General features: G+C 65.7%; 12 protein-coding genes. 5 read left to right on the top strand and 7 right to left on the bottom strand.

Translation table 11 applies throughout. The annotated features are described in order from the left end of the window. Positions 1-53: 53 nt before the first annotated feature. Genes E1193_RS25155 through E1193_RS25145 form a run of 3 tightly spaced genes read right to left on the bottom strand, consistent with a single transcriptional unit; the run spans position 54 to position 6,257 of the window. Positions 54-3,467 carry a DEAD/DEAH box helicase family protein gene (locus E1193_RS25155; RefSeq protein WP_132185658.1) on the bottom strand — a complete coding sequence of 1,138 codons (3,414 nt, stop codon included), beginning with the start codon at positions 3,465-3,467 and terminating at the stop codon, positions 54-56. A gap of 46 nt (positions 3,468-3,513) precedes the next feature. After that, a complete protein-coding gene (locus tag E1193_RS25150; RefSeq protein ID WP_132185657.1) occupies positions 3,514-4,722 on the bottom strand; it encodes a restriction endonuclease subunit S in 1,209 nt (402 codons plus the stop codon). After that, positions 4,719-6,257 carry a class I SAM-dependent DNA methyltransferase gene (locus tag E1193_RS25145; protein WP_132185656.1) on the bottom strand — a complete coding sequence of 513 codons (1,539 nt, stop codon included), beginning with the start codon at positions 6,255-6,257 and terminating at the stop codon, positions 4,719-4,721. Before E1193_RS25145 ends, E1193_RS25150 begins: the two co-directional genes overlap by 4 nt. Positions 6,258-6,600: 343 nt before the next feature. Between E1193_RS25145 and E1193_RS25140 the strand changes: the two genes are divergently transcribed. Then, positions 6,601-7,065 (top strand): hypothetical protein, encoded by a 465-nt coding sequence (locus tag E1193_RS25140; RefSeq protein ID WP_132185655.1) that lies wholly within the window; start codon positions 6,601-6,603, stop codon positions 7,063-7,065. A gap of 83 nt (positions 7,066-7,148) precedes the next feature. Then, complete coding sequence (locus tag E1193_RS25135; RefSeq protein WP_132185654.1) at positions 7,149-7,862, top strand: hypothetical protein; 714 nt, start codon at positions 7,149-7,151, stop codon at positions 7,860-7,862. 61 nt (positions 7,863-7,923) lie between these two features. Here E1193_RS25135 and E1193_RS25130 read toward each other — a convergent pair whose 3' ends face one another. The 4 genes from E1193_RS25130 to E1193_RS25115 form a co-directional block, all read right to left on the bottom strand. Then, a complete protein-coding gene (locus E1193_RS25130; RefSeq protein ID WP_243707880.1) occupies positions 7,924-8,385 on the bottom strand; it encodes a hypothetical protein in 462 nt (153 codons plus the stop codon). Further along, positions 8,336-8,989 (bottom strand): hypothetical protein, encoded by a 654-nt coding sequence (locus E1193_RS25125; protein ID WP_132185653.1) that lies wholly within the window; start codon positions 8,987-8,989, stop codon positions 8,336-8,338. The genes E1193_RS25130 and E1193_RS25125 overlap by 50 nt, the downstream gene beginning before the upstream one ends. Then, the gene (locus E1193_RS25120) at positions 8,986-9,246 is read right to left on the bottom strand and encodes a hypothetical protein (RefSeq protein WP_132185652.1); all 261 of its coding nucleotides are present in this window, start codon (positions 9,244-9,246) and stop codon (positions 8,986-8,988) included. Before E1193_RS25120 ends, E1193_RS25125 begins: the two co-directional genes overlap by 4 nt. A 205-nt stretch (positions 9,247-9,451) precedes the next feature. After that, the gene (locus tag E1193_RS25115) at positions 9,452-9,685 is read right to left on the bottom strand and encodes a winged helix-turn-helix domain-containing protein (RefSeq protein WP_132185651.1); all 234 of its coding nucleotides are present in this window, start codon (positions 9,683-9,685) and stop codon (positions 9,452-9,454) included. A gap of 309 nt (positions 9,686-9,994) precedes the next feature. On the opposite strand from E1193_RS25115, the gene E1193_RS25110 reads away from it, so the two are divergent. The 3 genes from E1193_RS25110 to E1193_RS25100 all read left to right on the top strand — a co-directional run. Further along, positions 9,995-10,474: a hypothetical protein gene (locus E1193_RS25110; protein WP_243707879.1), complete on the top strand. Its 480-nt coding sequence runs from the start codon at positions 9,995-9,997 to the stop codon at positions 10,472-10,474. 173 nt (positions 10,475-10,647) lie between these two features. Next, on the top strand, positions 10,648-10,896 hold the full coding sequence (locus E1193_RS25105; protein ID WP_132185659.1) for a DivIVA domain-containing protein: 249 nt from the start codon (positions 10,648-10,650) through the stop codon (positions 10,894-10,896). Continuing rightward, on the top strand, positions 10,884-11,087 hold a 204-nt coding region (locus tag E1193_RS25100), incomplete at its 3' end, for a hypothetical protein (RefSeq protein ID WP_132185650.1). The genes E1193_RS25105 and E1193_RS25100, both read left to right, overlap by 13 nt.

Raw genomic sequence — 11,087 nt, 5'->3', positions numbered from 1 at the left:
CCCTCTGAGCCGTCGCCGAACCGGACGGCGGGATACCGTCGATGTGACCTTCGTCAGGCGGCTGCGCCAGCAGGTGTCGCGTTGCGCTTGACGACGGCGAGGATCGCGCACAGCCGATCCACGTCCGCCGACGGGAACAACACCTCGGGGCCGTGCGGCGCGAGCGAGTTGAACGGCGACTCGTAGAGGCGACCCGGCTCCATCACACCGTTGGCGGTCAGGTCGTTGATGATCAGGTTGATGAAGTCGAGCTGAGCGGCGTTGAGCGTCCGGCCGGTCAGGAACTCGCTGAATGCCTCCCGCGCGGCCTCCCGGTCCAGCCCCACCAGGGAACGGACGAACAGGCCGAGCCCTTCCGACGCCCGCCGGGCCTGGTCGATGTCCTGCTTGTCGCCGACGCCACTCTCGCCAAGCATCCGCTCCAACTCGGTCAGGTCGGCGACAGAGAGCTGGCGGTTGCGGCGCAGCTTCTGCACGGCCAGGTGGTCCTCGTGAGTACGCAGGTAGACGCGCACCTTCTCGCGGAACCGGTCCAGGTCGGTGCCGGTACTGACCCCGACGAACGGCAGATCAACGATCTGGTCGATCTCGTCGGCGAAGTTGGTGTAGACGACGGCCCGGCGAGCTTTGGGAACCAGCCGGACCAGGTCACGAATACGCCGTCGGGCCAACTCCAGCATGGGCAGCGTGACGTCCTGCCACCATTCGTCGCCGGCCACCTCGCGGAGCAACTCCTCCCGGGCGCGGATCACCGGAATGGTGGTCTGCTCCAACAGGGCAGAGGCGATCTCCTGCACCTCGGTGCGGTGGCGGTTGAACCGGCCGTCCGGGACGAGCAGGCCGAGTTGCAAGCGCAGGATGAGCAGGTCGAACCGCTTGGCCTCCTCGCCGTCGTCCCGCACCTCGCTGGGCAGGCCGGCAAGGTCGGCGGCGAGCTGGGCGGATACCTCCGGCGTCAGCCGGTGCCAGTGTTCGAAGTCGACGAAGTACTCGACCAGCCGGCGGTGCGGGCGTACCACGATGTTGTCCAGGCGCATGGCCTGGACCCGACGGTGCAGCTCGCGCGCAAGGTCCCAGCGCAAACCGGCCTCGGTGTGCGTACCGTCGACGGCGTTGCTGTCGGCGGCACCGGAGGGCCGGCGTTGGTCGAGCTGGTTGACCAGCTCGACCTTGGCCTTGAAGAGCCGCTCGGTGAGCGATGGGCTGAGCGAGCCCTCGGTGGTGGGCGGGTTCTGGCCGAAGTACTCGAAGTTGCCGCAGAAGTCGAAGACGAAGAAGTCCTTCTTGTGGACGCCCGGGGCGTAGAGGTCGGGGCGCAGGCGGGTGCCCCGTCCGAGCATCTGCGCGAACTTCGTCTTCGACCGCACGATCTTGAAGAACACCAAATTGACGACGTCGGGGACATCGATTCCGGTGTCCAGCATGTCGACCGAGATGGCGATGTGCGGCTGCCGGTCCGGGTTCGAGAAGGCGTCGATCAGCCCTTGGGCGCCCACGACCTGGTGGGTGATGATCCGCGCGAACTCGCCCCGGTAGTGCGGATAGTTGGCGTCGAAGCGCTCGGCGATGACCTTGGCGTGCCGGTTGTTCTTGGCGAAGATGATCGTCTTGCCGATCCGGTCACCCCCGGCGACCCGGTGCCCCCGGGTCATCAGGTACTCCAGCACCTTGTCGACGGTGTCGGCGTTGAAGAACCAACTGTTGACTGCCTCGGCGGCCACCTCGTCGGGGACGTCGCCGTCACCCCACTCCAGGGCGTCCCACTCGTCCTTCTCGTCGTCGGTCAGCTCGTCGTAGCGCAGGCCGGTGCGCTGGATACGCAGGTCGACCGCGACGGCCCGGGGCGGGACGAGATACTTCTCCTTGACGGCCTCCTCCAGCGTGTAGGCGTCGGTGGGGACGCCGTCGGCGAGGTCGAACAGGCCGTACGTGTTGCGGTCGACCTCGTCTTTCGGTGTGGCGGTCAGCCCGACCAGCAGGGAGTCGAAGTACGAGAAGATCGCCCGGTACTTCTGGTAGACCGAGCGGTGCGCCTCGTCGATGACGACCAGGTCGAAGTGGCCGGGGCCGAACCGCCGCCGCCCGCCGTCGGTCTGGTTGATCAGACCCAGCATGGTCGGGTACGTCGAGACGTAGACCCGCCCCTCGCCCACCTTGTCGTCGGTCAGGTTGACCGTGGTGGCGTGCGGCAGGTGCTCCTTGAACGCCCGCGCGGCCTGGTCGACCAGGGCCACCCGGTCGGCCAGGAAGAGCACCCGCTTGACCCAGTTGGCCCGCATCAGCAGCTCGACCAGGGCGATGACGGTGCGGGTCTTACCCGCCCCGGTGGCCATCACCACCAGCGCTTTGCGCTGCGCGTCGACCTCGAAGGTCTCCGCGATCCGGCGGATGGCCCGCTGCTGGTAGTGCCGCTCGACGATGTCGCCATCAATGGTCAGGCCTGCGAGCCGCTGCCGGGCGGCCCGCCGCTGCACCAGCAACTGAAGCTCCTCGCGGGTGTAGAAACCGTGCACCGGACGGGGTGGATAGCGGTCGTCCTCCCACAGCCAGGTCTCGTAGCCGTTGGTGTAGAAGATGACCGGGCGCTGGCCGTACGTCGCCTCCAGCGCGTCGGCGTACTCCTTGGCCTGCTGCTGGCCGATCAGCGGGTCGCGACGGGTGCGCTTGGCCTCGACGACGGCGAGGGGCCTACCGTCGGCGCCCCACAGCACGTAGTCGACCCGGCCGTTGCCGGAGCCACGCGGCAGGCCGGTGACCGGGAACTCCCGGTCACGCTCCTGGTCCAGCGACCAACCCGCCTCGCCGAGCAACACGTCGATGTATCGGTCGCGGGTTTCCTGCTCGTTGTAGTCGTGCTCGTCGGGCCGTGCCGCGTTGGCGGCCTTCGCCGCCGCAATCTGCTGGCGCAGGGCGGCGAGCTGCGCGTCGAGGTCGACGTTGGCGGCCTCCGCCGCAGCCAGCGCGGCGTCCTGGGCGGCGAGCCGCTCGTCCAGCGCGCGGACCTCGGCCCGGCTCTGGGCTCGCACGTCGGCCGGGCGCGGCATAAGCGCGGGGTCGAAGGCCAGGGCCGCCGGGGGCACGGCGGCCGGGTCGCGGGTGTAGGTGCGGGCGATCCAGTACGTCAGGTGGAACAGCTCACGGATCACCTGGTCGGCAACCTGCGCGGTCACCGGGCCGTTCTCGTGTACGGCCTTGTTGCTCTTGATCCGAATGATCTGCATCTTCGCGGTGAGCGTCGACCCGACCAACTTCATCATCGTCGGCGCGGTGATCAGCGCGACCAGCCGCTTGTCGCTCGGCTCCTGCAACGTGTCATCGGCGCGATAAAGCCACTTGAGCGCCTGCTCCAGGCACCGACGAGCGTAGAAGCAGGCGGTACGCGGGTTGACCACGGCGTTCAGCTCGGCCTGCTCGGCCTCGGCGAACAGCTCGGGCCACTCGGTGCGCAGGAACGCGAAGTTGCTCATCGACGAAGATCCCCCCGGCGCGTGGACAGCCCTCGATAGTCGCACATCACAACGCTCCGCGAAAGGCCCTATCCTGAAGCGAAGCGAACAACGCATCCAACTCGGCGAGGCTCGCCTGGTGCGCTGCCTTCAGCCGTTCGATCATGGAAGCCTGCTTCGCAAATTTTTCCTGAAGGTGCAGCGGAGGCACTGGAAACGGCATAGCCGAGAACCGACTTGCACCGAGATGTGCCACGTTGGAGGTCTTGCTACTAATCTTCGAAAACTCCCCTGATCGAAAATAGGCGAGGAAAACAGCCAACGCGAAGCTCGGGTTCACCAGTTCACGTCTTGCCTGAAAACGGACTAACGTATTTTGGAAGCAGCAGTTTTCAATCTCATCCCGCCACATAGCAGGCCTGCCAACCAGTTCGATACTCTGCCCTTCATTGAGTAAAATATCCCCATGCTTCAGCTGATAGTTAGAGAAGTCGGCAGCGCCAAAGTCCATAGCCAGCAAGTCCGAGAGATCTATCTGATTCTCGTAGACGTTTGCTACTCGGACGTATGGAGTTGAATACTTCCCGGTCTGGTACTGCGGAGCCCGTTGCCGCCCCAACTGCACTCGACCTGCCTCAGCCACTACCGTGACCGGCCAGCCGCGATCATTCTTGATCGGATCACCAAAAGCGCTATGGAATGCGGATTGAAACAGGCGATCGAGCAACATGAGCGCTTCTCGACGCTGGGCGCGGAGCGCGTCCGCACGATCCAGCACATCAACTATTCTTTTCCGCTCCCTTGGTGGAGGGCAAGGCACTTCCCACGAGGAAAGGGTTTCCCGACCAAGATGATGGATACCGACGCCACGAGACGCGGCGGCAAATCCTCCCCTCATTGCAGTGTACCGGAAGTAATGCAACAAGTAATCCGACTCAATAGCGCGAGGACGCACTCGAATCAAGGTGTTTTGGAACGCACAGTCCTCAATCTCACCACGCCATATCGCAGGCTTTCCCACCTCTGCCGCACTGCCTGACGCCTCATTGAGCAGCAAATCACCTTCCAGAAGGCGATATACCTCCATCTCGGCGTCGGTAAAGTTCATCATCTTGACGTCATTCAACAACAAGCCACGCCAACCAACATTCGCAGCTCTGACATATGGCCGCATATGGTCGCCCGCATGGTTCTTCGGCGAACGCTGACGCCCTAGTCGAACCTCAGCGATTGCCTCTAGAGGGAGAACTTCCCAACCGACTGGAAGTGCGCTCATCCAAGTATCGCCTTCAGGTCAGACATGCCCTGCTGAATTTCCGATTCGAGACGATCGAGGTCACTGAAGATTTCATGCGGCGGTCGATGCTCGACCTTCTTATGAACAACTTCCTTGTAGCGACTAAGACTGAGGTCGTAGCCCTGGGCTACGATGCCGTCCTTCGGCACGCAGAAACTCTGTTCGGCCCGTGCCCGCTTTCGCTCGTCGCCGTTGCGCTGCGCCCAGCGGGTGAGCACGTCCGGCAGATTGTTCGCGGCGTGGTCGGCCTCAGTGAGGTCAACCTTTGGCTTGGGGCCGAGCTTTTCCTCGGGCAGCAGCGGTGTCCGCTTGTCGTCCAGGCTCCACCCGTCGGCAGTCACCTCGTAGAACCAGACGTCGTCGGTGCCACCGCTGTTGGTCTTCGTGAAGAACAGGATGGCGGCGGAGACTCCCGTATACGGCCTGAACGCACCACCGGGGAGCTTCACCACCGCGTCGAGCTTGTGGTCCTCCACGAGGATGCGGCGGATCTCCTTGTGTGCCTTACTCGACCCGAACAGCACCCCTTCCGGCACGATCACCGCTGCCTGGCCGCCCGGCTTGAGCAGCCGCAGGAAGAGCACCAGGAAGAGCAGTTCGGTCTTCTTCGTCCTGACGACCTGGAGCAGGTCCCGGGCGGTGCTCTCGTAGTCGATGCTGCCGGCGAACGGCGGGTTGGCCAGGATGATCGAGTACTTCTCGGCCTCGTCGCTAGCACTCTGCGCCAATGAGTCGCGGTACTCGATGATCGGGTTCTCGACGCCGTGCAGCAGCATGTTCATGCTGCCGACCCGGAGCATCGTGCTGTCGAAGTCGAAGCCGTGGAACATCTCGTGGTGGTAGTGCCGGTTGCGCTTCGGGTCATGGAAGAGGTAGGGGTGCTCCCGGCGGACGTACTCGCTGGCCTCCATCAGGAAGCCGGCGCTGCCGCAGGCCGGGTCGCAGATGGTGTCGTCCGGGCCGGGGCCGATCATCTCCACCATCAGCCGGATGATGTGCCGGGGGGTGCGGAACTGTCCGTTGTGGCCAGCGGTGGCGATCTTACTGAGCAGGTATTCGTACAGGTCACCCTTGGTGTCGCGGTCTTCCATCGACACGCCGTCGAGCATGTCGACCACCCGGGACAGCAACGCCGCGTTGGGGATGGTGAAGCGGGCGTCCTTCATGTGGGTCGAGTAGGTCGAGCCGTCTCCGCCGAGCGTGCGAAGGAACGGGAAGACGTGCTGTCCGACGATCTCGAACATCTCGCCCGGCTCGGCGTTCTTGAAGTTCGACCAGCGCAATGCCTCATACGGTTTGCCCTTGGGGTCGTCGCCGTCGGGAAAGATCGGTCGCTCGATGGGCTGGCCTGTGCGCGCGGCCTTGTTCAGCGCCAAGATATGCAGCTCGTCCAGCCGCCGGATGAACAGCAGGTAGGTGATTTGCTCGATCACCTCCAACGGGTTGGAGATGCCGCCCGACCAGAAGGTGTCCCAGATCCGGTCGACCCTGCTCTTCAGCTCACCAGTGATCACGTAGCGTCGTCCCCACCGTCTTGATCCATTTCGTCCGAGTCCGTAACGCTACGACGCTGGCGTCGGTCGACGGTACCCAGCGATCAAGCTTTCCGCACCGATGTCAGGTTGTCGACTCGACCCGACTGCCAGGACTGCACCATCACGACCCTCTCGGATAGTGTCCGTGTCGGCACGCGGAGCGAGGTCGCCTCGTATCGGCACGCCAGAGGCCACCGCAGCGACGTGGACATCTTGGCCTCGGCTGCTGATCCGGCAGGCACCCCACACCCGTGGACCGCATGCAGACCTGGTCCCGTGGACGAGAAGGGGCGCGCTTGTGAGTCGGCAGGTGTCCCACCTGATGACGGCTGCCAATTTGGGCACCCTGCTGTCGCCACTCGCGGCGGCGGTGACGGTCGGAGGCATCACCTGGACCGCCAAGAGCCCGGTGGTAAGAGAGGGCATCGTCCGGGTCCAGACCGCCATCCCGGTGCTTGCTCCCTGCCGGCTACGCATGACGGTCAACGAGCTGAAGCCGAGCGAGCCGGCGCTTCAGTATCTCGCCGGTGACGGCCGGACGGGCTTCTCTGCCCGCCGGCTCTGCCTGAACACCCCGCATCGCCCCTTTCCGGGCACCCACAAGCACCGCAATGAGCCCGGCGGCGGCGAGGAAGGCGCCTACGAGCCAGACGACATCCCGGCCGTTCCGCTGCAACCAAGGGTCGCACCCGGCACGTACCGTGCGATCCTGGAAGCGTTCGCTGCGGAGTGCTTCATCGCGATCGGGGACGACTTCGTCTGGTGTGAGCCACGAGGAGGGAGATGATCGTGAATTCCACGACTGTCATCGGCGCTGTCCTCCGGGCTGTCAACGACAACACCGTCGTCCACCCGTACGGCGATGGGCTGTTGGTCGACCTGCCGCTGAGCTACGGCGACGGGGACGGTGTACGGGTGCTTGTCGAGCCGATGGGCGCTGGCTACCGGGTCACCGACCGAGCCACCGCAGCCTCCCTGTTGACGATGGCGGGAGTGAACCTGTTCGCCGGACGAGCGGCCGAGGCGTTCGCCGAAATCATGGCCGGCAGTGGCCTCAACGGGATCGACGCCGCACCTGGCGAAATCGCGACCTTCGGGGATGCCGACGACCTGGGCCGGCTGGTCCTCGACGTCGCCCAGGCATCGCTACGGACCGACCAGCTCCGTTGGCTCGCTCCCCGCCAGGCCGGGACCAGGTTTGTTGATCGCGTGACTGACCGGGTCACCGCCTGGGCGGGCCGCAGCCGCAAGCTCCAGCGAGACGCCCCGATTCCACTGAAATCGGGGCGCAACCGCTCGGTCACCCTACGAGTCGCGAATGACGGCAAGGCGGCATACGTGCAGGCTGTCAGCCTGCGCGACCCCGATCAGGCCGCTGAGCACTGCTATCACGTTTTCGGCCTGTCGGAGATCGCGAAAGAGAGTCGGGTCGCGGCCCTTGACGGCTCGGCGCGGGACTGGCCGGCAGCGATCGTCGCCGAACTCCGCACGGTCAGCGACGTCGAGTTCTTCGACGATCCGCTCAGCCTTGAACGGCAGCTCGACAAGGTGGTGCCGCCCCCTCAGCCCGCACTTCACCAGTAGCGAGCTGGGGACGGGACCAGCGCGTCCGCAGTGCCATGTGGCGGCACCAGGCGGTGGGTGTTCACTCTCGCTGGGCGAGTTCGGCCGCCTCGGCCAGCAACGCATCCAACTCCGCGTCGCTGAGATCCTCCTCGGTGAGGATCTTCTGGATGGTGGCGGCCTGGATCCGGCCGATCATGTCCTGACTGATCGAGTAGTCGACCGACGGGTCGATGATCGACAGGATCAGCCGTTCGGCGGCGTCGGGTTGAATGTCGGGGCCGCCCTCACCGAGGCCAGCACGCAGATCACCGACGAACTTGATGACCTCCGGCGGACCCGCTGCCGTACCGAAGCGTCGATCGACCGCCACGAAGAACAGGGCCGCGAGAAACCGAGGGAAGCCGTCCCAGCCATCGGCATCGAGCCGGGCCTCAACGACGTCGTTCGCGGCATAGTCACCCCGGATCATCGTCCGGACGTATTCCAACAGATCAGGATTGAGCATCCTCGTTCCGTTTCCTGGCTCGTCGGTTCCTGCCATGGTTCCACACCGCCTTCGCAACCACCGCGAGCGCACCCGCCGCCATGACGGCCGCTGTGACAGGGTTGTCGACCTGAGGGCGCTCCTGAGCGGGAGCGTGCTGGTGAGGTGTAGTTCCCGTGGCGGTGCCGCCCTGATCGCGGTGCTGCTGCTTGAAGAACTTGAACACCTCCTTGGCATTGCTCTCGGCATTCTTGAGGCTGTCCTCAGTGTCATCGGCCTTCTGGACCTGCCTCCGCCAGGCGATGTCGGCTCGGCGTCCACGGGCCTCCGCCTCGGTCACCAGACGTTCACCAGAGGGAGCTGCATTCTCTGCCGGGGCCTCGGACGGTGCGGCACCAGGGGCAAGGACATTTACGTAAGCGCCGATATGCCGCGCAGCGTCCGCCAGCAGGCGTGCGTAACGGCCCGCCTTGTCCCGGGCTACTTCGACGTCAGCCACAGCGGCCTTCAGCCGTTGGTCGCCGCCACCACGCCGAACCTCTGCGAGGTGCACGAACGCCTGTTCGGCGTCCGCCTGTGCCCGTAAGGCGGTTACGACCGCCTCGTCCAGCTTTCCCTGTATAGCAAGGAGTTGCGCGACGACCTCGCCGACCCCGGTCATCCGAGTCGGGAAAGGTAGTCGCCGATCTTCTCAGCAGCAGCGTCGAACCGCCGGCGAGTGGGTGCCACCTCGGCCGCAGCAGAGCCGAGCGCATGATGAATGCGGGTCACCTCTTCATGCTGACCGCCTCGCAGAACCTCAGCGGCTTCTCTGGTGGCGGACTCGGCCTGGGACACAGCCAGGTCGAGAACCCTACGGCCCTGGCGCGCAGCCTCAACGGCAGCGCCCAGGGCCGCTTTGACTTCACCGACGCTCATCGTCGCCCGCCATCAGAGCTAGGAGCCAGAGCGCCAGTCATCGGCACCAGCAACCTGGCATAGCGATCCGAAGCTGCACCTGAACAAAACACCCTCCGTGCCATCCCACTTACCTGACCACGCGCATGTGACCGGATGGACACTATCGGGTATCGACGCAGATCGCAGCCCTCGGCATTACCGAAGGCCACTGGCGACCGCATGATCACTTCGGGTCGTCAGACCGATCGCGCACGAAGACCCCGAGACCCTGGTGACCCTCAACCAGACCCTCAGCGCGCAACGTCAACATTGCCGAGCGGATGACCTGGGTGGAGACGTCGTAGTGGTCACAGAGTTCGGAGATCGACGGCAGCTTGTCACCGGGCTTCAAGTCGCCGGAACGGATCCGGTCTCGAATCTCGGTAGCGATACGGACGTAGTGCGGCGTAACAGACATGGCAGTGCTCCCTCGTCGGCACCACCATCTGACCACTCCTTGCTTATGACATCAAGTTCTTGGTGTTCCAAGTCTTGCACTTAAGACACTAGGTATCATATGTTGAAGCCGAGGCGGCCCTCGTCGGCAAACAAGGGCGGCTCATCCTCCGGGTCTCACCCGGACAGCGCTGGGGCAGCACGTACAAACGACCCAACCCCCTCCGGGCCGGTCGTCGTGCTGCCCCGGCACCCCCACCCACAACAAGGAGAGTCACACCATGACGGACTCGGACGTGCCGCCGCCAGCGCGATCTGGGCGGCCGAGCAGGTGACCGGTGAGCTGCGCGAGGCGTACCTCGCGGTCGCCGCCGCCACGGTGCTGCTGGAACGGATGAGCGCGGGCTGCGCGCACCCTGCCATCCGGCAGGCCCGGCGCAGCGGAGAGGACGCCCTCGACCTGGCCGGCGACGCGGAACAGCAGCTCAGGGACGGGGTCGGTCGGCTGCGTGCCGACGCCGGCAACGAGAGCCCGGTCACCATCGGTGGGCTGGTGACGGCGCTGGACACCGTGCGGGACCAGTTGGGCGCGGCGGCCACCCGGATCGGGCAGTTCCCGGCCCGGATCACCACCGCCGGGCAGCAGCTTCTCGACGCGGACCGGCCCGGCCTGGTCGACGAGACGGTGGCCGATCAGTGGCAGCGCGCCGCCGAACAGCTCGGCCTGATGGCGGAGAGCCTGACCACGGCCGTCGCGGCGCTGGCGGCCTACACCGGCGGGTTGTCCGGCGCGGAACCAGCGACCGCCTGAGCGGACTCCCCGAGCGGAAGACGGGCCCGGGGCGGGTGCCGGGCTCCGGCCTGTACGCCACGCGCGCGGTCGTGCCGGTCGACCCCGCCCGCCCCCGTGCCGCAGCCCGGCCCGATCGAACCACGGCATCCCGACGGACACCGAAAGGAGAGACAGTTGTGATCTACCGAGCCATGCAACGCCTGCTGCCGCAGCACGCTCGCGCCGCCACCTTCGATCGTCGCCGGTGGCGCGGCCTCGACCCCGAGCAGGTGTACGCCTACCTCGACCGGCTCGCCGACGAGCTGGAACGGCTCACCCGCGACCTGTGCACCGCCAACACCGAGGGAGAACGCATCCGCCAGGCGTTGCGGCAGTGGCAGTCGCGGCACGCCGGCTGCCGGCACACCCGGGTAACCCCGAACAGCCGGTGGCACCCGTGAACGAGCCTCACTGGATCATTCACCTGCCGACCACGCTGACCAGCGTCGACCAGGCCGCCGCCCTGGCCATGGCGCTGCGCCGGTCCCTCGGCCACGTGCTCGCCATCGACTTCGGCGAAACCACCCTCTCCGAGGAGGACCGCCAGTCCGTGCGTACCCGCGTCTGGTGCAACGCCCGACTCCCCCAAGCC

The sequence above is a fragment of the Micromonospora sp. KC606 genome, from assembly GCF_004348675.1.
Taxonomy (GTDB): domain Bacteria; phylum Actinomycetota; class Actinomycetes; order Mycobacteriales; family Micromonosporaceae; genus Micromonospora.
Note: the sequence above shows the minus strand (reverse complement) of the source record. Positions and strands in the feature narration are given on the sequence as shown.

Bases quoted from the DNA above. Each gene is read 5' to 3' on its own strand.
- E1193_RS25155 (WP_132185658.1), bottom strand. From the start codon at position 3,467: ATGAGCAACTTCGCGTTCCTGCGCACCGAGTGGCCCGAGCTGTTCGCC.
- E1193_RS25150 (WP_132185657.1), bottom strand. From the start codon at position 4,722: ATGAGCGCACTTCCAGTCGGTTGGGAAGTTCTCCCTCTAGAGGCAATC.
- E1193_RS25140 (WP_132185655.1), top strand. From the start codon at position 6,601: ATGACGGCTGCCAATTTGGGCACCCTGCTGTCGCCACTCGCGGCGGCG.
- E1193_RS25130 (WP_243707880.1), bottom strand. From the start codon at position 8,385: ATGGCAGGAACCGACGAGCCAGGAAACGGAACGAGGATGCTCAATCCT.
- E1193_RS25125 (WP_132185653.1), bottom strand. From the start codon at position 8,989: ATGACCGGGGTCGGCGAGGTCGTCGCGCAACTCCTTGCTATACAGGGA.
- E1193_RS25120 (WP_132185652.1), bottom strand. From the start codon at position 9,246: ATGAGCGTCGGTGAAGTCAAAGCGGCCCTGGGCGCTGCCGTTGAGGCT.
- E1193_RS25115 (WP_132185651.1), bottom strand. From the start codon at position 9,685: ATGTCTGTTACGCCGCACTACGTCCGTATCGCTACCGAGATTCGAGAC.
- E1193_RS25105 (WP_132185659.1), top strand. From the start codon at position 10,648: ATGCAACGCCTGCTGCCGCAGCACGCTCGCGCCGCCACCTTCGATCGT.